Origin of the sequence: Dyella japonica (assembly GCF_040545895.1) — a bacterium.
GTDB lineage: Bacteria > Pseudomonadota > Gammaproteobacteria > Xanthomonadales > Rhodanobacteraceae > Dyella > Dyella japonica_D.
The window spans coordinates 518,739-544,369 of record NZ_JBEPMU010000004.1; the positions used below are offsets into that span (position 1 = coordinate 518,739).

The window sequence follows — 25,631 nt, forward strand, 5'->3', positions numbered from 1 at the left end:
TTCAAGGACGTGCTGCCATGCGCTATCTGTTCTTTCTTTACCTGGGCCTGGCCTGCGCGCTGGCGCATGCCTCGGAGTCCGGCCAATCGCGCGCCGAATCGGCCGGGCGCAGCCTGGTCGGCCAGCCGGCGCCGCGCATGGTGGTGAAGACCATCGACGGCGAGACCATCGACCTGGGTGCGCTGTACGGCAAGAAAGCCGTCTACCTGAAGTTCTGGGCCACCTGGTGCGTGCCCTGTCGCGAACAGATGCCGCATTTCGAGCGCACCTACGAGCAGGCCGGGCCGGACATGGCGGTGATCGCCATCGACGTGGGCTTCGACGACAGCGTCGAGGACGTGCGCAAGCTGCAGAAGCAACTCGGCCTGGGCATGCCCATCGTGTTCGACGACGGCACCCTGGACGAAGCGTTCCACTTGCGCGTCACGCCGCAGCACGTGGTGATCGGCCGTGACGGACGCATTGCCTACGTGGGCCACATGGCCGACGAGAAACTCGACGCGGCCTTGGCGCAGGCGCGTCGTCCATCGTCGGCACAACTGGCGCCCGCCGTCGCACCGAAGGACGAGCCGCACTACGAGGTGGGCGATCGTGTGCCGGCGTTCGACGTACACACGCTCGACGGCACATCGCTGCCGGCCTTCGATGCCAAACGACCGACCGTGCTGCTGTTCCTGTCGCCGTGGTGCGAGTCGTATCTGGCCACGAGCCGCCCCGCCATCGCGCAGAGTTGCCGCAGCGCCCGCGAACGCGCCGAGGTGCTGGCGCGCGACACGCACGCACGCTGGCTCGGCATTGCCTCGGGCTTGTGGGCCAGCCACGACGAGCTGGCCGATTACCAGCGCGAGCATCACATCGCCATGCCGCTGGCGCTGGATGATTCGGGTGCCTTGTTCCGCCGCTTTCGCGTGATGCGCGTGCCCACCGTGATCGTGCTGGATACGCAGGGCAAGGTGATTCGCCGCTCGGAAGAGGTGGAGGCCGCGCTGCCGATGCAGCAAGCCGTCACGGTCACGAGGCGCTGATCATGCGTGCGTCCCTGTTTCTCGCCGCGATGTTCGCTCTCGCCGTCGCCGTGCCCGCCGCGGCGACGCAGGATGATTCACTACTCACCGCCGCGTTGACGCAGGCGCCCGGCAAATCGCTGGAAGCGTTGCGCGTGAGCTACGCGCCCGGCGAAGCATCGAAGCCGCATTCGCATGACCGCGATGCCTATGTGTACGTGTTGAGTGGCCGCGTGCGCAGCCAGGTGGAAGGGCAGCCGTTGCGCGTGTATGCAGCAGGCGAGAATTGGTTCGAGCCGGCAGGTGCGCGTCATCTGGTGAGCGCGAATGCCAGCGATGGCGAGCCGGCGACGATCCTGGTGATCTTCGTCGGCACGCCGCACGCTCAGCCCGGGTCGCGCACCCAGTCCAGGTAAGGACGATGGCCATCGGCGACGGGCACCGCGATCAGTTCGGGCAGCTCGTAGGGATGCAGCGCGAGCAGGCGCTCTTTCAGTGCGGGGAACTGGCCGGCCGTGGTCTTGATCAGCAGCAGTTCCTCGTGGTCGGTGACCACCTGGTCTTTCCAGCGATAGGTGGAGGCGATGGCGGGAATGCGGTTCACGCAGGCAGCCAGCCGTTCGCCCACCAGGGCATCGGCCAGCTTCTGCGCGCTGGCGGTGTCGGGGCAGGTGCAATAGCAGAGCAGCACGGTATCGGACATCACGACCTCGACATCAGCCCATAGTGGGCGAATTTCTCCAGCACGGCGGCCACCTCGTCGTCGGTAAGCATCACCGGCGTGCCCACTTGCAGGGCCAGCACGTACTGCCGCGCAAGATTCTCCACTTCCACGGCGCGCCACATCGCCTGCGCCAGCGAGCTGCCCAGCGCGATCATGCCGTGGTTGGCCATCAGGCACGCGAGCCGGCCTTCCAGCGCCGCCACGACCGCATCGGACAGCGCCTGCGTTCCATAGGTGTGGTAACCGGCGCAGCGGATCGAGCCGCCGCCGCCCACCGCGATCATGTAGTGCGCGGGCGGAATATCCCTGCGGCACATGGCCAGCGCGGTGGCGTAGGGCGGATGCACGTGCACGATGGCCTGAGCATCGGGCCGGGCCAGGTAGATGTCCCGGTGAAAACGCCACTCGCTGGAGGGTCGCTGTCCGTCCGGCCAGTGGCCGTCCCGGTCCACCGGCACGATGGCTTCCGGCGTGATCTCCTCGTACGGCGTGCCGCTGGGCGTGATCAGGAAACCCTCGCCACAACGGGCACTTAGGTTGCCGGAGGTGCCCTGGCTCAGGCCCGAGGCGGCGAGCTTGGCGCCCTGGGTCACCAGATCCTGGCGTAGCGTCTGCGCATCACTCACGGGCCAGTCGCCTCAAGGAACAGGCGGGCATGGTCGTGCGTCCCGTGGCCCCTGTCGATAGTGCGGGATGGTGAAATTTCGCCCCGGCGTGCCTTGAAACACCCGACGGGTCCCCCCATTGGAAGTTTCAGCCATCGGACGGGCGCCTCTTGCAGGGGGCTTTTGCGTCGTTAGAATTGGCACTCACCTCCGGGGAGTGCTAACAGCGCCAGCAACAGGCGCCGCTCCGGGGTCCCGAATCTTGTTCAACCATCCAACTGAAGCTGGAGCCCACCCATGAGCAAACTGCGTCCGCTGCACGATCGCGTCATCGTCAAGCGCCTCGAAGAAGAGCGCGTCTCCGCTGGCGGCATCGTCATTCCCGACAGCGCCACCGAAAAGCCGACCCGCGGCAAGGTCATCGCTGCCGGTGCCGGCCGCATCCTGGAAGACGGCAAGGTCCGCCCGATGTCCGTGAAGGAAGGCGACACCGTGCTGTTCGGCAAGTACGCCGGCCAGGAAATCAAGATTGACGGCGAAGAGCTGGTCTTCCTGAAGGAAGACGACATCGTTGCGATCATCGAAGGCTAAGAGCCAGGAAACAGCGGAAAGAAAAGGAGTAGTGAGAGTTAGAGCGCGATTGTCGCGCGCACTCCACGACTCACGTAGTTCCCGCTGTTCTCTCACCCCTCACTCCTCTTAACTTACTTCTAAAGGTTTTTACTTATGGCAGCTAAAGAAGTCCGCTTCGGCGAAGACGTCCGCGCCCGCATGCTCAAGGGTGTGAACACCCTGGCGAACGCTGTGAAGGTCACCCTGGGTCCGAAGGGCCGCAACGTGGTGATCGAGAAGAGCTTCGGCGCACCGACCGTGACCAAGGACGGCGTGTCCGTGGCCAAGGAAATCGAACTGGCCGACAAGTACGAGAACATCGGCGCGCAGATCGTCAAGGAAGCCGCTTCCAAGACCTCCGACGTTGCCGGCGACGGCACCACCACCGCCACCGTGCTGGCCCAGGCGTTCATCCAGGAAGGCCTCAAGGCCGTTGCCGCCGGCATGAACCCGATGGATCTGAAGCGCGGTATCGACCAGGCCGTCAACGCCGCCGTGGCCGAGCTGAAGAAGCTCTCCAATCCCACCGCTGACGACAAGGCCATTGCCCAGGTCGGCACCATCTCCGCCAACTCCGACGCCAACATCGGCGACATCATCGCCACCGCGATGAAGAAGGTCGGCAAGGAAGGCGTGATCACGGTCGAAGAAGGCTCGGGTCTCGAGAACGAGCTCGACGTGGTCGAAGGCATGCAGTTCGATCGCGGCTACCTCTCGCCGTACTTCATCAACAACCAGCAGTCGCAGCAGGTTGAACTGGACGACCCGTTCATCCTCATCCACGACAAGAAGGTCTCCAACGTCCGTGAGCTGCTCCCGGTGCTGGAAGCCGTCGCCAAGGCCGGCAAGCCGCTGCTGATCGTGGCCGAGGAAGTGGAAGGCGAAGCCCTCGCCACCCTCGTGGTCAACACCATCCGTGGCATCGTGAAGGTTGCCGCCGTGAAGGCGCCGGGCTTCGGCGACCGCCGCAAGGCCATCCTGGAAGACATCGCCATCCTCACCAATGGCCAGGTCATCTCCGAGGAAGTGGGCCTGCAGCTTGAGAAGGCCACGATCAACGATCTGGGCCGCGCCAAGCGCGTGGTGATCACCAAGGAAAACACCACCATCATCGACGGCGCCGGCGAAGCCGAGCGCATCCAGTCGCGCATCGGCCAGATCAAGGCGCAGATCGAAGAGACCTCTTCGGACTACGACCGCGAGAAGCTGCAGGAACGTGTGGCCAAGCTGGCTGGCGGCGTCGCCGTCATCAAGGTTGGCGCGGCTACCGAAGTCGAGATGAAGGAAAAGAAGGCCCGCGTCGAAGACGCCCTGCACGCCACGCGCGCAGCCGTTGAAGAAGGCGTGGTGCCGGGCGGCGGCGTCGCGCTGATCCGTTCGCTGAAGGCGCTGGAAGGCCTGAAGGGTCAGAACACCGACCAGGACCTGGGCATCGCCATCACCCGTCGTGCGCTGGAAGCCCCGCTGCGCGCCATCGTCGCCAACGCCGGTGACGAGCCCTCCGTCGTCCTGAACAAGGTGAAGGAAGGCAATGGCAACTTCGGCTACAACGCGGCGACCAGCGAGTTCGGCGACATGATTGCCTTCGGCATCCTGGACCCGACCAAGGTGACTCGTTCGGCCCTGCAGTTCGCCGCCTCGGTGGCCGGCTCGATCATCACGACCGAAGCGGCCGTGACCGAAGTGCCGAAGAAGGACGAAGGCCATTCGCACGGTGCGCCGGGCGGCATGGGCGGCATGGGTGGCATGGACTTCTAAGTCCTCGCCTCACCGGCACCGCAATACGAGAAACCCCCGCCTTGTGCGGGGTTTTCTTTTGCCCGCGAAAAAAAGATCAAAAAAATGCCGCCAACCATTTCCGTTTTGCCGCACTGGCACGTCTTAGCTCTCGTCACAGTCACGTACGAGTCGGGAAGCCTTGAACGAACGGAATCTTCAGCCTGGGGAGGAACCCCTGGACGCCGATCTGGTGTTCGCTGCTAGCGGCTGCGCCTACGCGGCGCAACGCTCCCTGGAGCGCGAACTCTGGTGGGCGGGCTCGCCCGACCCGCAGGTGGCTGGACCCAAGGAGAGTGCGGCCACGGATGGCCACCCTGGTTTGTCGGTGTGGTGGCGCTCGCTGCGCCGGCGCACCGATTGGAGCGGCCATGCCGGCCAGCGCATGCTGGCGGCGGCGAAATATCTGGTGCGTGCCGCGTCGATGCCGCTGATGCACCCGTGGTACCTCGCGTTCCTGTCGTCGCATCCGCTGTTGCAGGCCTGCGTAGGTCGCGATCCGCGTTTACAGGAGCGTCACCTGCATCGCTTCGTCAATCGTCAGTGGCATCGCGTCGATCGCGTACTGGCTTTGCAGGCGCACTATCGATTGCTGTTGGAGCGCTGGCCGGCGGAGCTGATCGAGGCGGTGTACGTGCATGGCCGCGCCACGCTCGGTGCATTGCGGCTGAAGGATGGCGGCGAAGTGCGCCTGCATGTGCGCCCACCCGCGCCCATGACCTGTGAAGGCGAGCTTGCCCTCGAGTTGACCGATGCGCAGAACCACACGCTGTATCGCCTGGTGATGACGCTGATCGACGACGATACGCTGGCCATCGGTTGTATCCAGGGGCCGGCGGGTGCGGGCGCACGCGAGTCCGTGCGCGAGCTGACGCGCAACATGCATGGCATGCGACCCAAGCAACTGATGCTGGTGCTGGCCTATGCGTTCGCAGGACAGTGCGGCCTGCGCCGTATTCTCGCCGTAGGCAACGCGGCGCATCCACTGCGGGGGCGCGCGCAGCTGTTCTCCGATTACGATGGCTACTGGCTGGAGCAGGGCGGCGCGCCCGTGGAGGGCGGCTGGTTCCTGATGCCGGCCAGCTTGCGTCACCGCACGGAAATGGAACGGGATAGCAAGCGCCGCGCCTTGTTCCGGCGCCGCGCGGAACTGCGCTGGGAAGCGGTCAAACTATTGAACGACGCGTTGCGCCCGGTACCGTGGTGGCGCGACGCGATGGAAGCATCGGCAGCCATGGACGTCTCGCCGTCGCTTCCCGACGTAACCAGGGCAGCCTAGTGGACAAACCAGCCAGCACGCCTGCCAACGCGGGCGTGAACCTCGATCCGGCGTTCGCGATGCGCATCGCGGATCTGTTTCGCGATCACAACCGCGCGCTCGTGGCGTTCCTGCAGTGCCGTCTCCATTCGATGTCGGACGCTCAGGAAGTCGCGCAGGAAGCGTATGTGCGCCTCGTGACCATGGAGAGGCCCGAGCAAGTGGATTCGCTGCGCGCCTATCTGTTTCGCATCGCCTCCAACCTGGCGGTGGATCGGCTGCGCGCTCGCCAGGTGCGCGCCGATCATCCGCAGGTTGCGCCAGATGAGGACCTGCACCTCGCGCCCATTCCCGAACGCCACGTGCATGCCACGGGGCAATTGCAGCAACTGCACAAGGCGTTGCGCGAGCTGCCGGCCAAGACCGGGCGCGCCTTCGTCATGCACGTCATCGATGGCTGCGAGATCAGTGCGATCGCGCGGGCCATGAAAATCAGCGAGCGCATGGTGCGCTATCACGTTGCCCATGCCCTGGCGCATTGCCGGGCGCGGGTGGACGAACCGGAGATGCCATGATGGCCAACACATCCCACGAACAAACCCTGCGCGTCGCCGCCGATTGGTGGGTGCGATTGCGCGACCCTGCTGCGACGGAACGGACCACCGAGCAGTGGCTGGCCTGGACCGACGAAGACGCCGAGCACCTCGTCGCCTTCGAGCGCGTGACCGAACTGGCCGCGCGCTTGCAGGCGCTTGGCGAAGTTTCGCGCGAACGATTGGTAGCGGAATTCGCACCGGCCCAGTCGCCGCCGCGCCGCTGGTGGGTGCCTGCCTCCGTGGCCGCCGCACTGGTGCTGGCCGTCGGTGGCTACGCGGGATGGCGCGCCATGCAAGATACCGACACCACGCAAACCTACGCCAGCGCCATCGCCGCCCAACGCAGCGTGACGCTGGAAGACGGCACGCGCGTGACGCTGGGCGGCGCGACGCGCTTGAGTACGCACTTCAGTCGCGGGCGTCGCGAGGTGGAGCTCGTCGACGGCGAGGCCTATTTCGAAGTGGTGCACGATGCCGCCCGACCGTTCGAGGTGCGCGCCGGCGACGTCACCATCGAGGACATCGGCACCGCGTTCAACGTGCGCCGCACGGGCAAGTACGTCACCGTCGCCATGGCCGAAGGGCGCGTGCGCGTGGCCGATGCCACGGGCGGGGCGCACAACAGCCTCGAGGCGGTGGCGGGTCAGTCGGTGATCTACGACCCGTCGCGCTCGGCCATGAACATGGTCGCCAGCGATCCGGCGGCCGTGGCGACCTGGCGCCAGGCGCGGCTGGAATTCGACAACGAGCCGCTGTCCGTGGTGGTGGCCAACATCAACCGCTATCGCGCGCAGCCGCTGCACATCGCCGACGCCGATCTGAAAGCGCTGACGTTTACCGGCACGGTGAAAACCGATGCCATCGACGACTGGTTGCATGCGTTGCCGCAAGTGTTGCCGCTGCGGGTGAACGACAGCGGTGGACAGACCGTGCTGTCCGATGCGCGCCGCAAGCCCGCGCCACATTGAGCCTTTGCCGATGACTGGACAGTCTTTCGAAAGAAAGCATTTATGCAGGTGAAGTGAGCACACAAGCGCCGCATCGCATGTCAAACTCGCGGTTTTCGCTTGCCATGAAGCGGGGGCTATGAGGAAGCGTGCGAAGCTGCTGCTGTCGGGCAGCCTGTCGATGTCGATTTGGCTGACCGTGCCGGGCACGGGCATGGCCGTCGCGTCGATCACGCAGGATGCCCCGCGCATCGACTTCGCGATTCCGGCGCAGCCGCTCGCCACCGCGCTGATCGCCTTCGGCAAGCAGGCCAACGTGCAGGTGTTGACGGCGGGCTGCACCATCGCCCGCTTCCGCTCGCTCGGTGCCACGGGCAACCTCACGGCACCAGCGGCGTTGTCGAAACTCCTCGAAGGCACGGGGCTCGTCTACGAATTCACCGATAAGGGCACCGTGGTGGTGACCTTGCCTGAGCCGCCCGGAAAAACCGCATCGTCCAAGCCACGTCCGGAAGCGAGGGAGCTGACGGCGGTGGAGGCCAACGCACTGACCGGTCGCGACGTGGGCTTCAAGGCGTCGCTCACCAGCGTGGGTTCGCGCAACGATGCCGAACTCATCGACGTGCCGCAGTCGGTGAGCGTGGTGACGCGCGAGCTGATGGATTCGCAGCAATCGCTGACTGTGGAAGACGCAGTACGCAACGTGGCCGGCGTGGCCTTCGTCGAAGGTTCGGACGGCCTGCCGCTGTTCCAGATCCGCGGCTTCTACACCGGCAACGGCCTGATCGACGGCATGCCCAACAGCAATGCGGGCTCCGGCGATTTTCCGCCGCTGATCGGCCTGGAACGGGTGGAAGTGATCAAGGGCCCGCAATCGATCCTGGGCGATTCCACCGGCAACAGTTTCGGCGGCCTCGTCAACGTCACCACCAAGCAGCCGCAGAGCGAGCCGCTGCACGAAATCAGTTACTCGCTGGGACAGCAGGGCATGGTGCAGGCCGGCCTGGACATGACCGGGCCGCTGGGCCATGTGTCGGGCCTCACGTATCGACTGGTGATGTCGGGCGATTACGCCGATCGCACGCCGCAGGGCTACCGCAACCGCCGCAGCGGCTACCTGGCGCCGTCGATCGGCTGGAGCAGCGCAAGCACGCAGCTAGTCGTGGGCGCGCAGCGCATTCTCAATCGACTGCCGATGCCTGATCACGTGGTGATGCTGGGCGACACGCTGTCCAGCGCCACGCCGTTCGGGCTGCTTACCGGCAACGAATACGACTACGCCAACTACCAGACCAACCGCCTGTACTACCTGCTCGACCAGCAGCTGGGCAACGCATGGACATGGCGCAGCCGTGGCCAGTACGTGGAGCAGCAGAACGACCTGCAGAGCTGGACGATGACCAACCCCACGCCGATGGGCAACGTGTCGCCGTATGCGGAGGCCTATCGCTACAACGACACCTACTACTCGCTGCAGAACGATTTCATCCGCGTGTTCGGCACCGGCCCGGTGACGCATACGGTGACGCTGGGCATGGACTATTCGCGTTCGCGCGTGGGCCACACGGACGACTTCTGGCATTCGTACAACGACGGCGCCGTCTACAACTTGTTCAGTGATGCCGCGTTGCCGCGCGTCTCGGCCGTGGTGCAGCCGGAAGACAATGTGCCGCTGTCAGGCACGCCCTGGTCGGTGGACAACGGCTTGTTCCTGCAGGATCAGCTGTCGCTGGGCGAGCGCTGGGACATGTTGCTGGGATTGCGCCGCTCCGCCTACGAAGTGTCGACCACCGACGCGCAAGGCAATCCATGGACGCCCAAGCGCATCAAGTGGGTACCCAACGCCGGCATCGTCTACAAGCTCACGCCCGATGTCGCGCTCTACGGCTTCACCAGCAACGGCTTCCAGCCGTTGTCGTATCTCGGCGAGAACGGCCGCCCGCTGGTGCCCGCGCTGTCGCGCCAGCTCGAAGCGGGCGCCAAGTTCAATCTGTTCCACGAGCAGGCGTGGCTGACTGTGTCGCTGTATCGCATCATGCTCGACCACAGCTACTTGTTTCTCGAAGCCATGCCGAACTTCGCCAGCTTCGGGCCGGGGCAGACCAATCGCGGTGTGGAGATCGAGTTCGCCGGGCGTGTGGCGCCGGGTTTCGACGTCACCAGCAGCTACACCAACGCGCAGATCACCAACCACGACGGCACGCAGCCCACGGGCGCGCCGCGCCAGCGCTTCAACCTGTGGGCCAGCTACTGGTTCCAGGGCGGCGTGTTGCAGGGCTGGGGCGTCGCCGGCGGCGTGCAGGCACGTAGCCGATCGCTGGGACAGAGTCTGGATTACTCCACCTATTACCCATCGCCGGGCCAGGCGGAAGTCGATGCCAATGTGTCGTATCGCACGGACCGTTGGCGAATGACGTTGGGCGTCAAGAATCTTTTCGGACGCGACCTGTATTCCGCCGACTTCAATGAAACCTTCGTACCGCTGCGCACGCGTCGCAGCGTGATGCTATCGGGCACGTACGACTTCTGATCTTGCCCAAGAAAAACCCCGGGAGTTGCCTCCCGGGGTCTGGGTTTACATCGTGCGGAGCGAGTTACTGCTGGGCGGCCGGCGCGGCGGCATCCGTCTTGGTGGCGTCGGTGGCAGCGGCCTTGGCCTTGTGGCTGCTGTGCTTGGCCTTGTGCGCGGTATCGCTGCTCTTCATCGCGGCCTGATCGGTAGCCTTGGCCGTGTCCTTCGCTGCCGCGCCAGTGGTGGTCGCGCTGGCTTCGGTCTTCGTCGCTGCAGCGGCGTCCTGTGCAAACGCGGGAACGGTCAGGACGGAAGCAGCGGTGACGAGGAGAGCGGCAAGCATGGTCTTACGCATGAGGTAAACCTCCAGTGTGGGAATGCCAGCGAAGGCGTTGCTTCGTGGCTGGAATCGAAGCTAGAGGCACATCGCCATACCTAACCTGAACCGACCGGGCTCCCTTTAGCGCGCAGACAGATCGATGAATCCACGTTATGACGCGTGCGCGAAATCGTTTTCGTACCGCTTGAAAACCGCGAAAAACGGCGGCCTTGCTCGTTTTCGTTTGGACGTCCATTCCCTTGATGGCGTTAGGATGCCGTTATTGGTGGCTGCCCACGGCTTCGACGCCATCGGCCGGAACCAGCGGCGCCTCTTCCATGAAGCCTGCCGTCTGCAGGTCGACCTTGGGCAGCAGCGCATCGAGCTTGCCCTTCATGCGCAACAGCGCGACGTTAGCCATGTCGTCGTCTTCCTGGTGCTCGGAGTTGTCCTCCGCTTCCAGCGGTGCGCCGGGTGCGCGGGTCAGGCCGGCGAGCTGCGGGGCGATCACCTGGGTGAGCGCGAAGTAGGCATCGTCGCGCACGCCGGCTTGTTCGAGCAGGCGGCCGGGCAGCATCCACGAGGCAAGCGCCTCCCGCTTCGCCGGCAACGGATTGTGTGGATCCACCAACAGCCACGTGCCGGCCTGGCTGAGCATGTCCTTGCCATCGACGAAGCCGGTGGTGTTGTACGTATCGGTCAGCGCGGGCAGGTGATCGCCGTAGAACAGCAGCAGCGTTGGACGCTCGCGATGGGCGAGCAGTTCGGCCAGCCGGCCCAGCTCCTGGTCAGCGTGACGCATGTGGTAGAGATAGTTCTGCAGCTCCCGCTTGTTCTGGCCGGTCACGCCTTCGGGCACGGGAATGGCGTCGCGTTCGGCGGCATTCGCCGGCGGTACGTCATAAGGGCCGTGCGCTTCGATGCTGATGGCGAAGAGGAACTGCGGCGGGCCGGCGTCCTTCAGTTGCGCCATGATTTCGTCGGTCATCGCGCTGTCGGCCATGTATTTCCCGTCCATCGCGGCGTGCGCGGGGAACGACTTGCGCGATACGAAGCGGTCGAAGCCGATCGCCTGGAACGCCGTGTTGCGGTTCCAGAACCCCGGATCGTTGCCATGCACGGCGATGGTTTCGTAACCGTGCGAGCGCAGTACGCGCACCATGCTCGGCACCACCTTGTGATTCATCTGCAGATACGGAAACTGCATGTCGTCGAAATAGCGCAACGACAAACCCGTGAGCACTTCGAATTCCGTGCGGATGGTGCCGCCACCGTAGGTGGGCACATGCAACGGGCCGCTTTCACCTTGCGCGGCGAGGCGGCGCAGGTTCGGCGTGAGGTCGGCGTGCTCGTAGCCTTTCATGATCGACGGATCGAAGAACGACTCGCTCTGCACCACCACGATGTCGGGTTCCTCGCCGTTGTTGCGCACCGGCCCTTGCAGATGTTCGCGCAGCGCCACATCGGTGCGCTCGATCAGCTGCAGTGCCGCTGCGGGGTCCGCCTTCTTGCGTGCGTGGCCCTGGTGCAGGTGGAACATCATCAGCGAACTGACCAGGCCCGAGTGCTCGGCGGTGGCCGTGGCCGACCAGGGTTCCAGCCAGAGGTGGTGTCCGCCGTAGAGCTTCATCCATCCCGGCATGCCGGCGAACAACGAGCCGATCAGGGCCAGCAAGGCCACGCCGGTGACGAGGCGCTTGCCGCGCGTGCGTCGCGCGAACATCGGCCGTTCCATGCGCCAGGCGACCAGGATGATCGCCAGGGCAGCCAGCAACCCGAGATACGGCCATGGACTGGATGGCAGGTAGCTGCCCAGCAACGTCAGGCCGCCACGACGCAGTTGGCCCAGCATGCGGAAATCCGCGGGCATCAGCGGCGTGCTGAGGTTGCTCACCTTCAGTGCATTGACGGCATACACCAGCGTCTGCAGCAGGAAGGCCAGGCCAAAGGAGAGGAAGGCCCGGCGGCTCAGAACCAGCAGCAGCGAGGCCAGCATCAGGCCGGGCAGGGCGTTGGCGATCAGGAACAGGGGCTGGCTCAGCGCCTGCATCGGCCCTACGCCGACGCCGCCATCGACCACACCGGTCAACAGCGTGAATGCGATGCCCAACACGAATACCAGCGCAAGGCGGAGGGGCATGGAGCGCGCGAGCAGCGCGGGTGGAGTCGCTGAGGTGGTCATGGCACCCTGTGGGCTGGCTGTCATGGCTCGGAAAAGGAAATGTAATGTCCTGGATCTGAACCAATCGTTGTGGGAACGGGCGCGTGTCCCGTTGGACGTCACCATGGCAACGCCTCGTGCGTCGTCGGCGTGCACGCAAGTGGTAAAACCTGCGGTATCCGGTCATGAGCCGGTCATACTGCGAAAGATTTGTCGCGTGCGAACGCAACAACGCACGCGACACTGCGGCAGAATGATCGGATGACTGTCATCAACAGGCCCACGGAATCCCCGGCGCTGCGCGCGCTGATCGACGACCGCTACCGCGAGCTGATCGCGCGGTGCCGCCAGATGGGCGTGCCCTTGCACGACGACGCCGGCGTTGCCGAGCGCATCCGGCGCACCTTGCTTGCCAGCGATTTCGCCTTCGATACATGGTTCCGCCAGCCGCAGTTGCTGGCGCCGCAAGGTCTTGAGCGCCTGCGCTCGGGCAGCGACGCCAGCGCACGCATCGAGGCGTTGAAGCTTTCCGACGACGAAGCTACCTGCCTGACGCAATTGCGGCGCTTCCGTCACGCCGAAGCCTTGCGCCTCGTGTTCCGCGACGTGAATGGCCTGGACGAATTGCCCGAAACGCTTTCGGCCACCAGCGTGCTGTACGAAGTGCTGCTGGAGTCGTCGCTGAAGTGGTCCGAGCACGTGCTCGCTGCACGTTATGGCCATAGCCGCAGCCACGAGGGCGAGTTGCAGCGCATGGTAGTGGTGGGTTTCGGCAAGCTTGGCGGCAGCGAGCTGAATTTCTCGTCCGACATCGACCTGGTGCTTGCCTATCCGCACAGCGGGCAGAGCGATGGCGCTCGTTCGCTCGACAACAGCGAGTATTTCGTGCGCCTCGCGCGCCAGCTCGTGCGCCTGCTCAACGAGCCTACCGTGGATGGCATCTGCGCACGCGTCGACCTGCGCCTGCGTCCGTTCGGCAATGCCGGCCGGCTGGCATTGCCGTTCTCGGCGATGGAGCAGTACTACCAGAGCGAAGGCCGCGACTGGGAGCGCTACGCGTGGATCAAGGCCCGCCCCGTGGCCGGCGACCGCCATGCGGGCAAGCAGTTGCAGGATCTGCTGCGGCCGTTCGTCTATCGCAAGTATCTCGACTACACCGCGTTCGCGGGATTGCGCGAGATGAAATCGCTGATCGATGCGGAAGTGGCGCGCAAGGATCTGGCGGACAATCTCAAACTCGGTCCCGGCGGCATTCGCGAAATCGAATTCGTGGTGCAGCTGATGCAGTTGATCCGCGGCGGACGCGAACCCAGCCTGCGCGTGCGCGGCCTGCTGCCCGCGCTTACTGCATGCGAGGCACGCGGGCACATCAATGCGGCGCGTGCGCGCGAATTGCGCGAGGCCTATGTGTTTCTGCGTCGCGTGGAGAATCGCGTGCAGATGCTGCGCGATGCGCAGACGCACGACATTCCGGACGATGCGCTCAGCCGCGAACGCATCGCGCTCGGACTGGGCCATGGTTCGTGGGAGGAGCTGGAAGAGCAGCTCGCCGTCCATCGCGCCAAGGTCAGCCAGGAATTCGCCGAAGTGTTGGTGCCGCAGGGCGGTCGTACCGCCGCCGCGCCGGTGGCGGACGTGGCGCTGTGGCAACACGCGTGCGCCGAATCGCTGGACGCTGGCCTGATGGAATCCTCTGGCTTCACGCCGGGTGGCGAAGCTGCCGAAGCGCTGCAGAAGCTCTCGCAGGCGGCGTCAGTGCGTGCGATGTCGCAGCGTTCGCGCGAGCAGCTCGACCGTCTCATGCCGCAGTTGCTGGCGGTGGCGCGCAACAGCATCGCGCCGGTGCCCTGCCTGTTGCGCCTGTGCCGATTGGTGCAGGCAGTGGCGCGACGATCGTCGTATCTCGCCCTGCTGGAAGAACAGCCCGCCGCACGCATGCGTCTGGCGCGGCTGTTTGCCGAAAGCGCCTTCCTCGCCGAGCGCGTGATTGCGCAACCTCTGCTGCTCGACGACGTGCTCGATCCGCGCATCGATCAGCTGCCGCTCAAGCGTGCGGACATCAGCGCGGAAATCACCCGCGTGCTGGCGACACTGGACGAGCGCGAGGCCGAAGCCGAACTGGAGCGCCTCAACGAATTCAAGGCGAGCGTGGCGTTCCGCCTCGGGTTGGCCTTCAGCGATGGACGCGCCGATGCCGTGGCAACCGCGCGCCGCCTGGCCGTGCTGGCCGAATCCATCGTGCTGGCGGTGCTGGCGCTCGCCGAACGCGAGCTTGCCGCGCAACACGGTCGCCTGCCGGGCGTCGGCACCGGTTTTGCAGTGTTAGGCTACGGCAGCCTGGGTGGCGAGGAACTGGGTTTCGCTTCCGATCTCGATCTCGTGTTCGTCTACGACGGCAAGCGCGCGCATGCGATGAGCGATGGCGCGCGACCGCTGGAAGGTTCGCGCTGGTATCAGCGCCTCGCCCAGCGCGTGATGAACTGGCTCACCGTGCTCACGCGCGCCGGACGCCTGTACGAAGTGGACACGCGCCTGCGGCCCGATGGTTCGAAAGGCCTGCTGGTGAGCAGCCTCGACGCGTTCGAGGCGTACCAGAAGAGCCGCGCATGGACCTGGGAACACCAGGCCCTGCTGCGCGCACGTCCCATTGCAGGCGATGCTGCGCTCCACGTCGATCTCGCCGCCGTGCGCCGTGAGGTGTTGGCGGTGTCACGCGAGCGTGCATCCGTATTGCACGAGGTCAGCAGCATGCGACAGCGCTGGCGCGCCGAACGCGATCGCTCCGACGCGCAACTGTTCGATCTCAAGCAAGGCCATGGCGGTTTGCTCGACATCGAGTTCGCGTTGCAAGGCCTGGTGCTGGCGCATGCAGCGGAACGGCCCGCGCTGCTCAACATCACCGCCAATGCCGGCCTCATCGAGGCATGTCGTAACGCAGGCCTACTCGATGGGCAACAGGCCGGGGTGTTCGCCGAGGCACACGCGGAATTGCTGCATCGCGCACTGGCATGCACTCTCGACCTGCGTTCACGCATCGCGCCGCGCGACGGCGAACTGGAGCGATTGAGCGTCAGCGTGCAGGAAGTCACGGCGGCGCTCGGTTTCCTGTTATGAGTTTGGTGTCTTCCTGGATAGCTGTTCGGTTTGCTCAAGTGGTTGCGGCGCGCGCTTTGCTCTCAAGACCTTATTGAGGCAGGTCTTTAGCTGTATGGGCGACGCGCATCGCACCAAAGGGTTTCGTAGGCGTTGGTGATTTGATCTGGGTGGGTATCTTACGTCCCTGGGTCGCTGACCTCTGTGGTGCACTGTCTTAGTCGCACATTGCGAATATTTACTCGCTCAGTGACGAGGACGTTAGTTTTCGAAATACTGCCAAAGGAAATCCGTTTTTTATGCCCTTCTCGAAAGGGCGGTACTTGTTATTGGGGGAGACATGGAAGTGGCAAAGACACCGGATTGTCGATCACGCGGGCGTCTGAAAAGCCCTGCTCAGGGGCATGAAACCGACGCGAAGGCGTCATTAGTAAAAAAGTTGGCGAACGCTGTCGCGATATCGTTGTTCATGGCTTGCGGCGCAAAAGCCGCAGTTGCAGACGGCGATTATTTTTACATGGCCAGCGGACAGTTCATCACGAATGCGGGCGTTCACTACCAAACAGCGGACGCAGCCTGCCGCACGGCTTATGCGATGGACAGCCAAGCCGTTCAGGGGTGGGGTGCCAATTACCGAGTCCTGTCCTACCAAGGGCCCGTATTTGACTCAGCCCACTCCGATCCCTTAGGAGGCTCACTACTCTATTCATGTGCCACCAATGTCCTGGTCAGTTACCCGGATGGAAGCACCAGCACACTGGCAATCGGCGATGGCGTTTTGGGTGTACGAAGCAGCTGTCCATCGGGGCAGACGCTCAACCCAGTCACAGGGGCATGCGAAAAACCCACGGACGACCAGGATCGCAAGGAAGCAGGCGACCCTACAGAGCCTCTTTTGGGCGGCGTGGTTACGTGTGCTGGTAATCCCGTCAGCATTGCCAGCGGCAATAAGTATCAGGAAGAAGAGGATTACAGCGACGCGGATGGCGAGCTGCAGTTTGTACGTCGCTATAACGGCTCAGTTGGCGGTTGGTTAACGACCTACGATACGTTTCTAGACCAGGATTCCTATGGAAGAGGGTTCGCGCTTGTTCATGCGGATGGTCGTCAATCCATCTTTACCTTGGTCAACGGCATCCTCTCGCCAGAATCCACGGAGCAAGGCAACCTTAAGCAGGTCAATGGCCAGTGGACTTATAGCTCGCCCACCAACGAGCAATACACGTTTAGCGCAGACGGTAGTCTGGTCCGATGGCAGTTGGCAGATGGTCGCGCACAAACCATTGCGCGCGTCGTCGCGCCAAACTACGACACCACCATCACTGTTACGGATTCGCTCGGCCATAAACTGCAATACGTTAGAGACGGGATGACCTGGTGGCCGAAGAGCCTAACGGCCAGCGGACTTGCCGTTAGCTATCTTTACGACTCGCAACAGCGCTTGAGCAAGGTCACTCGTACCTGGATCTACGGACGACAAGAAGACATCACGTCGCCACCACTTCGGCTCACCGAGGTGAGCTTCGTCGCCACGCCAGAAGAGCTCAGGTCCATAGCGAAATTCTTCACGGCACAAGCCGATGCTTTGTCTGAGGGTAAAGCCTTCGACCACAAGCACTACTTGGATTTCGTGGGAATAGATAATGAGCAGGAAGACATTATCTTGGTTGATCCAAGCTCCCTGACCCAAAGCTAAGGACTGGGGTGAACACGACGGGTACGTGACATCGGTAGCGCGATACTCCGCTACCGATGTCACATGCAAGGAGAATCGCCTCCGAATGCAGGCGCGCGCAAAACCATCTCAAGGAATTTTTAGCCAGGACGTACCGCCGCCTCATGCTCGCTGCGCTCGCCAAACCGCGTCGCATCAAGGAAAGTCACCGCCGTAGGCGCAGAGGTGCGTCAAGGGTGTGGTTACCCGGCCAGTACTACGATGCCGAAAGCGGCCTTGTCCACAATGGTTACCGCGACTACGAGCCGGCCATTGGTGGATACGATCAGCCCGACCGTCGGGGCTGGTCGCAGGACCGAGCCTGTATGCCTGTGTGGGTGGGAATCCGCTGAGCCGAGTCGATCCGCTCGGCCTTCAGGAATACATCCCGGAGCCGGATAAGGATGACGAGATTGAAAGCTGGGCTCCGCTACTAGGCCCAAATCTGGTGAGGGGTTTCCCCGAGACCGACATCGGAAAGGAATCGCGCTGGGATTCGTGTCCGAGACCTAACACACTTCCAACAAACCCCGGAAACCTTCGACACATCTTCCGGAGTTCATCCGGCCATTTGGCTGAGGACACTTCCGCCAATCGGGATATTCTGCTCTCTACCGCAAACAACCTGGACTATTTGCGTGGACCAGATGCTTACGGCAACTCCGTATACACGCAATCTCAATCGGATGGATCGCAAGTTTGGGTCCTCAGTCAGGGTGGAGTTATTCAAAATGGCGGAGTGAATAGCCAACCTTGGACCTATATTCCAGGAGTAGGCTTAAGGCCTGGTCGATGAGATGAACTCACAAGGGTTTCAGTGATGGCTCTGATATTGGATGAGCAACTTGTATTTAAGGCGATGGTGACTTTTCTCACCACGCTGCATGAGCAGTTGGGTTGGGATAACTTGCCTGGGCTCTTGGGCAGTATGGCGTTGATCGATGGTGTGCCGCTTGACCCGGCAATCGAGGACGATTGGAAGACAGCAGTGGACCAAACGCTCGCTGATCTTCGTTCCTCAGGCGCTGTTGAGGGTCTGACGGTCCAGCAGGCGTATTCTGCCGTCCAGCATTTTCTCGATAAGCGGTTTTTTAAGGAGGGTAAGACGGATGTTGGTAAAGTTCTGAAAGAACTGCAGCCGGTCGATCTCTTGTCTGTGCAGACCGACTTCAAAGTCGCATGGGCTGACTCCATAGCTTTTGGCGTCGATCCAACGAAATCCATTAAAGCCGTGGTTGTGCAGGATGACGTCGCCTACGAAACACACACCAAGCCAAGGGAAACATCCTGATCCCTTGCGCTTGTCCCACATGAAAGAAGTGAGGCGCGTTATCGCCCTTCACGTACCATCTGTGGCGCAACAGGAACGGCGGCCAGATCGACAGCGTTATTTCGAGCAGTGAGCCCTGCAGAGCTTGAGGATTTGATGGCCAATGGCGGCGCATTTCGGAACCCTCTAGGAATTGAGAACAAATACTTCTCAACTACTCCAGACGGTGCCGCGTCCTACGCGAGTCAACTGTACGGTACAGGCTTGTACGAAGAGCCGTATACGATTGTTCAATCTTCAATATCGAGTGATGCAATCACTCCGCTGATGCGAACGACGGTGGACCGACGGATTGACACTGTCACCATACCGACAAAGCTTCTTCCTGGGCTAAGCTCAGGAACGCCCATGCCTTTCACTCCCAAGCCTCCCTCAAGGCCCTAAGCCATGACACATCGACCGGACTTCATTGCGACAGTGCATTTCTATCCTACAAGCGAGGGTGGAAGACGCGGCCCCACAAACTCGGGCATCTTTCGTTGTCCTTTGGAATTTGAGGGCGAAAAGTTCGACTGCGGGCTGTATCTCGATGAGACTGGCCCTATCACTCCCGGACAAACAGCGCGCGTCCCGATTACGCTCGTGTCGCCAAGCCTTGTAAAACCAGGGCTCCGAGCTGGAAGTCCCTTCATCCTCTGGGACTTGAGGACAATCGCCGACGGTGTTGTGGACGAGATACTTTGATCTGACTGATGAGTTTCTGAGTTCAGCGCGCAACCATAGAACTGCCTCAAGGAATTTTTAGCCAGGACGCACGTCGCCTCATGCTCGCTGCGCTCGCCAACCGCGTCGTATCAAGGAAAGCCAGCGCCATCGGCGCAGGGGGGCATCAAGGGTGTGGTTACGGGCCAGTACTACGATGTGGAAAGTGGGCTGAACTACAACGTCCATCGGCATTACGAATCAGCCACAGCGTCTCGAGCTCGGCTCCGTTTATGAGGTTCCCGTCAAGTTTCTCTATCGAGAACTTGCGATACCGAAGCTTTTCGTTGGAAAGGGGGGGGACTCTTTGGGAGGGGCGCGATGTTGCAAAGGGGGAGATAGTCAATATCAATAAATAACTCCTAGGTACATGTAGCCGTCCAGTCCACATTGCGCCGGCGCCAACTGACCCAACACGCCCGCGCCATTGCCGACAGCACCGGGGGCAATACCGCTGGCACCAACCCGGCGACGGAAAGCTAGACCTACGACCCGCTTTACCGCCTCGGCAGCGTCAAAGACGCCAGCGGTAAGGCCATTGAAGCGTACACGTATAACAAGACTGGCGACCGCCTGAGCAAGGCGGCCTCGGGCCTGGCCAGCGGCACCTATAGCTACAAAGCTGACGCGCACTGGCTAAGCAGCGTGGGTAATGCCGCGCATAGTTACGACGCCAACAGCAACACCACCGTCAACGTGATCGGCGGCGAGAGCTTCGGTTACGGCTACGACGGCAGGAATCGCTTGATCACCGTGCAGCGCAATGGCGGCACGGTGGACACCTATGCGTACAACGCCAACGGCGAGCGCGTGGCTAAGATCGCCACGTGGCCCAGTGCCATCAATCAACGCTACGTCTATGGCCCAGCCAGTCAGCTGTTGGGCGAGTACGGCGGTGGCGCGAAGGACTATGTGTGGCTGGACAACTTGCCGATTGCGGTGGCCTGACGCAGCGCGATCAGGTCGCGCAGTGTGGTGGCAATGGTGTCAGTTACGCGAAGCGGGGGGACGGGCGGCGTGTTCATGGCGTCGAGCGCATGCAGCAGGCCGGCCTTGCGCAGCGCGTCGTGGAAGCGCGCGAGCTTGTCGGGTAGCGAGCCCACCACGAAGGTATGCACGGGACAGCCCACGGCACAGGCTTCGGAGAGCATGTTGACCGAGTCGGGCGTGACCACGAGCCGGTCGGCCCAGCCCAGCACGCCGGGGTAGGGATTGCTGCCGTCGTCGTGGCCGGCCCATACCAGGCCGGGCACGTCGCCCAGGCCCTGGCGCATGCGTTCCACCAGTTCCGGTGGCGTGCGTCGCGATGCCATCACCAGCAGGCTGCCGCCATCGTGGCGGCGCCTGGCGTGCAGGCCGCTGATCAACTGGTCGATGTAACTCTCGTTGAAGGTCACGCCCTTGCGCGGTCCACCCAACAGCACGCCCACGCGGGGGCGAGGCAGCGCCGCGAAGGCAGGATCGGCCTCGCGGCCATCCTGCAGCCAGGCGTCGTCCACCGGATTGAGCGAGCCCAGCGGGCGGATCACGTTGCGGCCGGTCAGCTGGTCGTGCTGTGGGGCGATCACCGTGTCCCAATGCTCGGGGTTCACGCGCGGATCGAGAATCTGCACCGTGTAGCACGCGCCGCGGCTCAACGAGCGGAGCAGGCGCGTGTAGAGCGCGGCGGATCGGCCGCACCCGATGGCCACCGCGGGCCAGGGCGCTGCGAACTGCTGGCGCTGTGTGGCGTCCAGCGCCAGCCGGGCACCCAGCGTGACGCGGGGTGCCAACCACGACCACGGTGCCCCGGGTTCGAGCTGCAGGTGGCGCACGGGCATCTCCAGCCGCTCGGCCAGCGCCAGGGCCTGGCGCTGGTTGCCGGCCGCGCCGTCCGTGATCACCCAGCAGTCGCCGCGAGGCTTCAGCATGTGACCGTTGCCCGCCGCATTGTTTCCCCGGACGGTACAGTTCGTTCCATTGGCCTGGGTCCTGTTTGCCTGCGACCGCGCTTACACTTGAGAACGTTGCGCCGCTGTCGGCGCGCCATGCCCACAGGATACCCATGAGCGAGATGCTTTCCGAGGCCGCCTTCGACCAATTGTTCCGCACGGCACGTACGTACAACGCGTGGCTGCCGAAAGAAGTTACCGACGAGCAGCTGCACAAGATCTACGAACTCGCCAAGTTCGGCCCGACCAGCGCCAACTCCTCGCCGATGCGTGTGGTGTTCGTGAAGTCGAAGGAAGCCAAGGAGAAGCTGTCGCCGTTCCTCTCCGAAGGCAACCGCGCCAAGACGCTGGCCGCGCCGGTCACCGCCATCGTGGGCACGGACCATGAGTTCTACGAAAAGCTGCCCCAGCTGTTCCCGCACGCCGATGCGCGCAGCTGGTTCGCCGGCAACCAGGCGCTGATCGACGTCACCGCCTTCCGCAATGGTTCGCTGCAGGGCGCTTACCTGATGCTCGCCGCCCGTGCGGTGGGCCTCGATTGCGGCCCCATGTCCGGCTTCGACAATGCCGGTGTGGACAACGCGTTCTTCGCGGGCACCACGGTGAAGTCCAACTTCCTGGTCAACATCGGCTATGGCGATGCCAGCCGCGACCTGTTCCCGCGCAGCCCGCGCCTCTCGTTCGAAGAAGCTTGCCGGATCGCCTGAGGCCTTCATCGGCATCGGTCCGTCAACCCCCAACCCAATGGAGATTCAACCCATGCGTGCACTTCGTTACCTCCTTCTCGCCGGCCTCGTCAGCGCCGCCGTGTCCGCCCAGGCTGCCCCGGTGACTTACAAGCTGGACCCGGGCCACACCATGGTCCTGTTCAGCTGGAACCACTTCGGTTTCTCCAACCCCACCGCCAACCTCGGCCTGGGCGAGGGCACCCTGGTGTTCGACGAGAAGGACGCCGCCAAGTCGTCCGTCGACGTGACGCTGCCGCTGGCCAACCTCGACACGCACGTGAGCGCGCTGGACGAGCACCTGAAGAAGCCGGATTTCTTCGACGCCGACAAGTTCCCGACCGTCACCTTCAAGAGCACCAAGGTGCAGGCCGTGGGTGGCAACAAGTACAAGGTCACGGGTGACCTCACCGTGCACGGCGTGACCAAGCCGGTGACGCTCGATGCCACGCTCAACAAGAGCGGCGAGCATCCGATGCTGAAGACGCAGACGGTGGGCTTCGACGCCACCGCCACGCTGAAGCGTTCGGACTTTGGCATGGGCGCCTACGTGCCGAACGTGAGCGACGAGATCAAGGTGCGCATCACCACCGAGGCGTCGGTGCCGAAGGCCGACGCCGCCAAGTAAGCCCAACGCTGGGCGTGAGAAAGGCCCGCGCTTCACGGCGCGGGCCTTTTTCTTTTGGCCGTCAGTTGCTGCTCACGCCTTCGTTCTTCAGCGATTCGAGCTTGTCCAGGTCCATGTCGCCCACGGCCTGCTTGAGCTGGTCGATGTCCTCGGCATTGCCGCTTGCCTTGACGCTGAAGCGGTTGGCCACGATCACACCGAATTCGCCCATCCTGGTTTGCGTGTCCCACGATTCGTGCACGAGGCGGTCGTGGTCGGTATAGGTCTTCTGGTAGCCGTGTTCCGTCTGCTGCTCGGACGATGGCGCCATCGCGCTGGCCATGGCCATCATGCCGCGCATGTTGCCGGTGTCGGCCACCTCGATCTGCAGGCTGCGTTCCTTGCCGTCGCTGTAGTTGGCGCGGGCGGTGGAGATCTGCATGCCCATCGCGCCGGAGCGCTGGGCGTTGAAGTCGCTGCGCTTCATGCCGTCGAGCTCGTCCGGCAGGAAGCCGCGCAGCGTTTCGGGTGACAGCGACACGGACACCGTCTTGCCGTCGCCGCTCATGATCTTGCCCATCGCAGCCTGCTGTGCGGCGACGTCGCCGGACTTCTGCGCGTTCTCCAGATCCTTCTCGGCGCGCGCCGTGTTGGCGCTCATGGCGGAGAGCTTGCCGAGCGTGCTGTCCGGATCCACTGTCACGGTGCTGCCGTCACCCGAGACGTGGATGCCGCTCACGGAGGTACCGGTAAGCGCCGCGGTGCCAATGATGCCGCCTACGATGAGCGCCACGATCCAGCTCAGCACGATGGCGATGATCACCACGACGGCGGTGTAGCCGCCCGCGCGTTCAGCCGGGCAGCGCATGGTGTGGGGCAGGCCGAGATAGAGCAGGTAGATGCCGTAGATCAGGCCCGCGATGCCCACCAGCCAGCCGATCCACGGGATGATCACCGCGATGCCTGCCACCCATCCGGCGGTCCACGCATAGGCCACCGTCTTGAGCGCCTGCACCGAGTCCTTGGTGCCGCCGAAGGTGGGCGCGAGCGCATCGACGATCAGTGCCACCAGGTAGGTCACCACCAGCGCGAGCAGGTAGTGCAGGATCAGCCCGAGCAATCCCATGCCGATGGGCGTGTGCGCATGCATGCCAAAGCCGCCGAAGCCAATCAGGCTGCCGCGGATGAAATGGGCGATTACCGGCAGCGCGGCGACGATGCAGATGTAGTTGCGATAAAGGCCGCGCACGGTGTCGGGCTCGGCGGCGATGACGGGCCACTCGGTCTGTGGCGAGCTGAGGATGGCCTTGATGCGGCTGACGATCTTTCCGAAGTCCATGACTGCTCCTTCATCAGGATGAGCATGTTCCCGCGGTCCGCCCTTGGCCGGATTACGGGCCGTTCGTTTTTTCCCCTGCGCCTGGTCAGGCGTGACGCATTCTCTGCCTCAGGCGGACCCCTCGACATCGGTCGCTCGCACTATGCCCCAGGTCGTCGTCGGGCGCCCGCGGGGTCGCGATATCGGGTTGGCCTGCTAACATGATGGGTCTGGTGTCCTGATGGAGTTTGACCCCATGTCGCGTTCCCCTGCGGCTGCCCCGCTGATCCCGGCGAATGCCGAAAATCGTTACGAAGTGACGCGCTCGGACCTTCCGCTGTCCTGTCCGATGCCCGGCATGGTGTTGTGGAACTCGCATCCGAAGGTCTATTTGCCGATCGTCGAGGACGGTGGCGAGTCCACATGTCCTTATTGCGGCGCGCATTACGTGCTCCGCGACTGATTTCGGTCTCGAAAGTTACATCTGAAACAATCTCAAGTGCTGGTTTCGGCACGATTGCTGCTTGCCTCTAGGAATGAAGGCACCTTTCGAACAAATCATGTCAGCAGTCGCCACACCAGCGCGGTCTCTGACCGTGGTCCAGCTGATCCCTGCCCTGCAATCGGGCGGGGCGGAGCGGTCTGCGCTGGAGATTGCTCGTGCTTTGGTGCAGGCTGGCCACCAGTCCATCGTGATTTCGGCCGGCGGTCGCATGGTGTCGCAGCTGGAAGCCGAAGGTAGCCGTCACATCACGCTGGATATCGGCCGCAAGTCGCTGGGCACGTTCATGAAGGTCGGTGCGCTGCGCAAGCTGCTGCGTGAGCTCAAGCCCGACATCGTCCATGCTCGTTCGCGGCTGCCGGCCTGGCTGGGCTGGTGGGCCATCAAGGGCATGAAGCCGGCGCCGCATTTCGTGACGACCGTGCATGGGCTCAACTCGCCCGGCCGCTACAGCGCCATCCTGCTGCGCGGCGAGCGCGTGATTGCCGTGTCGCAAACCCTGCGCGATTTCATGCTCAGCCACTACTCGTGGCTGGAGCCGGGCCGCGTGCGGGTGATTCCGCGCGGCATCGATCCGGACGCCTTTCCGTACGGCCATCGCCCGGACGACAACTGGAGCAAGGCGTTCTTCGCCGAATTTCCTGCGCTCGCGGGCGGTCCGCTGCTGACCTTGCCGGGACGTGGCACACGTCTGAAGGGCCATCACGACGCCATCGAGCTGGTGGCCGAGCTGAAGCGTCGTGGTATCGACGTACGCCTGCTGCTGCTGGGCGTGATCGAGGCCGGCCGCGAAGCCTACGTGGAAGAGCTGCGCCATCTGGTCCGCACGCGCGGGCTGGAACAGCAGGTGGTGATGACGCCGGCTCGTTCCGACGTGCGCGACATCTATGCCATCTCCTCGCTGGTGCTGCAGCTGTCGAACAAGCCCGAATCGTTCGGTCGCACCGTGATCGAAGCCTTGTCGCTGTGCCGTCCGGTGCTGGGTTACGCGCACGGCGGCGTGGGCGAATTGCTGGCCGAGCTCTATCCTGCCGGCCGCGTGCCACCGGCTGACCGCGAGCGACTGGTGGAGCGTGCGGCCGAGCTGCTGCGCGTGGCGCCGCCCATCCCGATGCTGCAGAACTATCGCCTCACCGACATGCAGCAGGCCACCTTGGCCCTGTACGACGAGCTCGTCACCGCCTGAAGCGGCCCG

General features: G+C 63.6%; 22 protein-coding genes. 16 read left to right on the forward strand and 6 right to left on the reverse strand.

Going from position 1 to position 25,631, the window contains the following annotated elements; genetic code table 11:
• Positions 1-17 precede the first annotated feature (17 nt).
• Complete coding sequence (locus tag ABIC75_RS15615; protein WP_354014799.1) at positions 18-1,025, forward strand: TlpA family protein disulfide reductase; 1,008 nt, start codon at positions 18-20, stop codon at positions 1,023-1,025.
• A 2-nt stretch (positions 1,026-1,027) separates the two neighbouring features.
• Positions 1,028-1,420, forward strand: coding sequence for a cupin domain-containing protein (locus ABIC75_RS15620; protein ID WP_354014800.1), 393 nt, complete (start codon positions 1,028-1,030; stop codon positions 1,418-1,420).
• On the opposite strand, the gene cutA is transcribed toward ABIC75_RS15620, so the two are convergent.
• Together cutA and ABIC75_RS15630 are read right to left on the reverse strand one after the other, a co-directional pair.
• On the reverse strand, positions 1,390-1,707 hold the full coding sequence (gene cutA, locus ABIC75_RS15625) for a divalent-cation tolerance protein CutA (RefSeq protein WP_354014801.1): 318 nt from the start codon (positions 1,705-1,707) through the stop codon (positions 1,390-1,392). The two genes, ABIC75_RS15620 and cutA, sit on opposite strands and share 31 nt — an antisense overlap.
• Positions 1,707-2,354 (reverse strand): class II aldolase/adducin family protein, encoded by a 648-nt coding sequence (locus ABIC75_RS15630; RefSeq protein ID WP_354014802.1) that lies wholly within the window; start codon positions 2,352-2,354, stop codon positions 1,707-1,709. The genes cutA and ABIC75_RS15630 overlap by 1 nt, the downstream gene beginning before the upstream one ends.
• Before the next feature lie 276 nt (positions 2,355-2,630).
• On the opposite strand from ABIC75_RS15630, the gene groES reads away from it, so the two are divergent.
• From groES to ABIC75_RS15660, 6 genes are all read left to right on the forward strand, one after another.
• Complete coding sequence (gene groES, locus ABIC75_RS15635; RefSeq protein WP_354014803.1) at positions 2,631-2,924, forward strand: co-chaperone GroES; 294 nt, start codon at positions 2,631-2,633, stop codon at positions 2,922-2,924.
• 135 nt (positions 2,925-3,059) lie between these two features.
• Complete coding sequence (groL, locus tag ABIC75_RS15640; RefSeq protein ID WP_354014804.1) at positions 3,060-4,703, forward strand: chaperonin GroEL; 1,644 nt, start codon at positions 3,060-3,062, stop codon at positions 4,701-4,703.
• Positions 4,704-4,863: 160 nt separating this feature from the next.
• A complete protein-coding gene (locus tag ABIC75_RS15645) occupies positions 4,864-6,000 on the forward strand; it encodes a VirK/YbjX family protein (protein ID WP_354014805.1) in 1,137 nt (378 codons plus the stop codon).
• A 35-nt stretch (positions 6,001-6,035) separates the two neighbouring features.
• Positions 6,036-6,554 (forward strand): RNA polymerase sigma factor, encoded by a 519-nt coding sequence (locus tag ABIC75_RS15650; RefSeq protein WP_354014806.1) that lies wholly within the window; start codon positions 6,036-6,038, stop codon positions 6,552-6,554.
• Positions 6,551-7,543 (forward strand): FecR family protein, encoded by a 993-nt coding sequence (locus ABIC75_RS15655; RefSeq protein WP_354014807.1) that lies wholly within the window; start codon positions 6,551-6,553, stop codon positions 7,541-7,543. The genes ABIC75_RS15650 and ABIC75_RS15655 overlap by 4 nt, the downstream gene beginning before the upstream one ends.
• A gap of 118 nt (positions 7,544-7,661) precedes the next feature.
• Entirely contained in the window at positions 7,662-10,052 is a 2,391-nt protein-coding gene (locus tag ABIC75_RS15660; protein WP_354014808.1) for a TonB-dependent siderophore receptor, read from the forward strand.
• A gap of 64 nt (positions 10,053-10,116) precedes the next feature.
• On the opposite strand, the gene ABIC75_RS15665 is transcribed toward ABIC75_RS15660, so the two are convergent.
• Both ABIC75_RS15665 and ABIC75_RS15670 read right to left on the reverse strand, forming a co-directional pair.
• Positions 10,117-10,389, reverse strand: coding sequence for a hypothetical protein (locus tag ABIC75_RS15665; RefSeq protein ID WP_354014809.1), 273 nt, complete (start codon positions 10,387-10,389; stop codon positions 10,117-10,119).
• Positions 10,390-10,633: 244 nt separating this feature from the next.
• Complete coding sequence (locus ABIC75_RS15670) at positions 10,634-12,493, reverse strand: LTA synthase family protein (RefSeq protein WP_354014810.1); 1,860 nt, start codon at positions 12,491-12,493, stop codon at positions 10,634-10,636.
• 282 nt (positions 12,494-12,775) lie between these two features.
• Here ABIC75_RS15670 and glnE point away from each other — a divergent pair, with 282 nt between their 5' ends.
• The 4 genes from glnE to ABIC75_RS15690 all read left to right on the forward strand — a co-directional run bounded on the left by glnE (position 12,776) and on the right by ABIC75_RS15690 (position 20,301).
• On the forward strand, positions 12,776-15,628 hold the full coding sequence (gene glnE / locus ABIC75_RS15675) for a bifunctional [glutamate--ammonia ligase]-adenylyl-L-tyrosine phosphorylase/[glutamate--ammonia-ligase] adenylyltransferase (protein WP_354014811.1): 2,853 nt from the start codon (positions 12,776-12,778) through the stop codon (positions 15,626-15,628).
• 319 nt (positions 15,629-15,947) lie between these two features.
• Positions 15,948-17,303, forward strand: coding sequence for a DUF6531 domain-containing protein (locus ABIC75_RS15680; protein WP_354014812.1), 1,356 nt, complete (start codon positions 15,948-15,950; stop codon positions 17,301-17,303).
• Between the two features lie 838 nt (positions 17,304-18,141).
• Positions 18,142-18,612: a hypothetical protein gene (locus ABIC75_RS15685; protein WP_354014813.1), complete on the forward strand. Its 471-nt coding sequence runs from the start codon at positions 18,142-18,144 to the stop codon at positions 18,610-18,612.
• Positions 18,613-19,998: 1,386 nt separating this feature from the next.
• Positions 19,999-20,301 carry a hypothetical protein gene (locus ABIC75_RS15690; protein WP_354014814.1) on the forward strand — a complete coding sequence of 101 codons (303 nt, stop codon included), beginning with the start codon at positions 19,999-20,001 and terminating at the stop codon, positions 20,299-20,301.
• On the opposite strand, the gene ABIC75_RS15695 is transcribed toward ABIC75_RS15690, so the two are convergent.
• A complete protein-coding gene (locus ABIC75_RS15695) occupies positions 20,262-21,263 on the reverse strand; it encodes a mitochondrial fission ELM1 family protein (protein WP_354014815.1) in 1,002 nt (333 codons plus the stop codon). The two genes, ABIC75_RS15690 and ABIC75_RS15695, sit on opposite strands and share 40 nt — an antisense overlap.
• A gap of 134 nt (positions 21,264-21,397) precedes the next feature.
• Here ABIC75_RS15695 and ABIC75_RS15700 point away from each other — a divergent pair, with 134 nt between their 5' ends.
• Both ABIC75_RS15700 and ABIC75_RS15705 read left to right on the forward strand, forming a co-directional pair.
• Positions 21,398-21,991, forward strand: a complete 594-nt coding sequence (locus ABIC75_RS15700) for a malonic semialdehyde reductase (protein WP_354014816.1) — start codon at positions 21,398-21,400, stop codon at positions 21,989-21,991.
• 52 nt (positions 21,992-22,043) lie between these two features.
• Positions 22,044-22,637 carry a YceI family protein gene (locus tag ABIC75_RS15705; RefSeq protein ID WP_354014817.1) on the forward strand — a complete coding sequence of 198 codons (594 nt, stop codon included), beginning with the start codon at positions 22,044-22,046 and terminating at the stop codon, positions 22,635-22,637.
• Between the two features lie 61 nt (positions 22,638-22,698).
• Here the strand turns inward: ABIC75_RS15705 and ABIC75_RS15710 are convergent, their stop codons facing one another.
• On the reverse strand, positions 22,699-23,955 hold the full coding sequence (locus ABIC75_RS15710) for a Yip1 family protein (protein ID WP_354014818.1): 1,257 nt from the start codon (positions 23,953-23,955) through the stop codon (positions 22,699-22,701).
• A gap of 235 nt (positions 23,956-24,190) precedes the next feature.
• On the opposite strand from ABIC75_RS15710, the gene ABIC75_RS15715 reads away from it, so the two are divergent.
• Together ABIC75_RS15715 and ABIC75_RS15720 are read left to right on the forward strand one after the other, a co-directional pair.
• Positions 24,191-24,397, forward strand: coding sequence for a zinc-finger domain-containing protein (locus ABIC75_RS15715; protein ID WP_354014819.1), 207 nt, complete (start codon positions 24,191-24,193; stop codon positions 24,395-24,397).
• Positions 24,398-24,494: 97 nt separating this feature from the next.
• Positions 24,495-25,622, forward strand: coding sequence for a glycosyltransferase (locus tag ABIC75_RS15720; protein ID WP_354014820.1), 1,128 nt, complete (start codon positions 24,495-24,497; stop codon positions 25,620-25,622).
• The last annotated feature ends 9 nt before the right edge of the window (positions 25,623-25,631 follow it).

Excerpts from the sequence above, each read along its gene's own strand:
- ABIC75_RS15665 (WP_354014809.1), bottom strand. The coding sequence starts at position 10,389 with ATGCGTAAGACCATGCTTGCCGCTCTCCTCGTCACCGCTGCTTCCGTC.
- ABIC75_RS15685 (WP_354014813.1), top strand. The coding sequence starts at position 18,142 with ATGGCTCTGATATTGGATGAGCAACTTGTATTTAAGGCGATGGTGACT.
- groES (WP_354014803.1), top strand. The coding sequence starts at position 2,631 with ATGAGCAAACTGCGTCCGCTGCACGATCGCGTCATCGTCAAGCGCCTC.
- ABIC75_RS15655 (WP_354014807.1), top strand. The coding sequence starts at position 6,551 with ATGATGGCCAACACATCCCACGAACAAACCCTGCGCGTCGCCGCCGAT.
- glnE (WP_354014811.1), top strand. The coding sequence starts at position 12,776 with ATGACTGTCATCAACAGGCCCACGGAATCCCCGGCGCTGCGCGCGCTG.
- ABIC75_RS15620 (WP_354014800.1), top strand. The coding sequence starts at position 1,028 with ATGCGTGCGTCCCTGTTTCTCGCCGCGATGTTCGCTCTCGCCGTCGCC.
- ABIC75_RS15670 (WP_354014810.1), bottom strand. The coding sequence starts at position 12,493 with ATGCCCCTCCGCCTTGCGCTGGTATTCGTGTTGGGCATCGCATTCACG.
- ABIC75_RS15695 (WP_354014815.1), bottom strand. The coding sequence starts at position 21,263 with ATGCTGAAGCCTCGCGGCGACTGCTGGGTGATCACGGACGGCGCGGCC.
- ABIC75_RS15710 (WP_354014818.1), bottom strand. The coding sequence starts at position 23,955 with ATGGACTTCGGAAAGATCGTCAGCCGCATCAAGGCCATCCTCAGCTCG.
- cutA (WP_354014801.1), bottom strand. The coding sequence starts at position 1,707 with ATGTCCGATACCGTGCTGCTCTGCTATTGCACCTGCCCCGACACCGCC.
- ABIC75_RS15720 (WP_354014820.1), top strand. The coding sequence starts at position 24,495 with ATGTCAGCAGTCGCCACACCAGCGCGGTCTCTGACCGTGGTCCAGCTG.
- groL (WP_354014804.1), top strand. The coding sequence starts at position 3,060 with ATGGCAGCTAAAGAAGTCCGCTTCGGCGAAGACGTCCGCGCCCGCATG.
- ABIC75_RS15700 (WP_354014816.1), top strand. The coding sequence starts at position 21,398 with ATGAGCGAGATGCTTTCCGAGGCCGCCTTCGACCAATTGTTCCGCACG.
- ABIC75_RS15715 (WP_354014819.1), top strand. The coding sequence starts at position 24,191 with ATGTCGCGTTCCCCTGCGGCTGCCCCGCTGATCCCGGCGAATGCCGAA.
- ABIC75_RS15705 (WP_354014817.1), top strand. The coding sequence starts at position 22,044 with ATGCGTGCACTTCGTTACCTCCTTCTCGCCGGCCTCGTCAGCGCCGCC.
- ABIC75_RS15680 (WP_354014812.1), top strand. The coding sequence starts at position 15,948 with ATGGAAGTGGCAAAGACACCGGATTGTCGATCACGCGGGCGTCTGAAA.
- ABIC75_RS15615 (WP_354014799.1), top strand. The coding sequence starts at position 18 with ATGCGCTATCTGTTCTTTCTTTACCTGGGCCTGGCCTGCGCGCTGGCG.
- ABIC75_RS15660 (WP_354014808.1), top strand. The coding sequence starts at position 7,662 with ATGAGGAAGCGTGCGAAGCTGCTGCTGTCGGGCAGCCTGTCGATGTCG.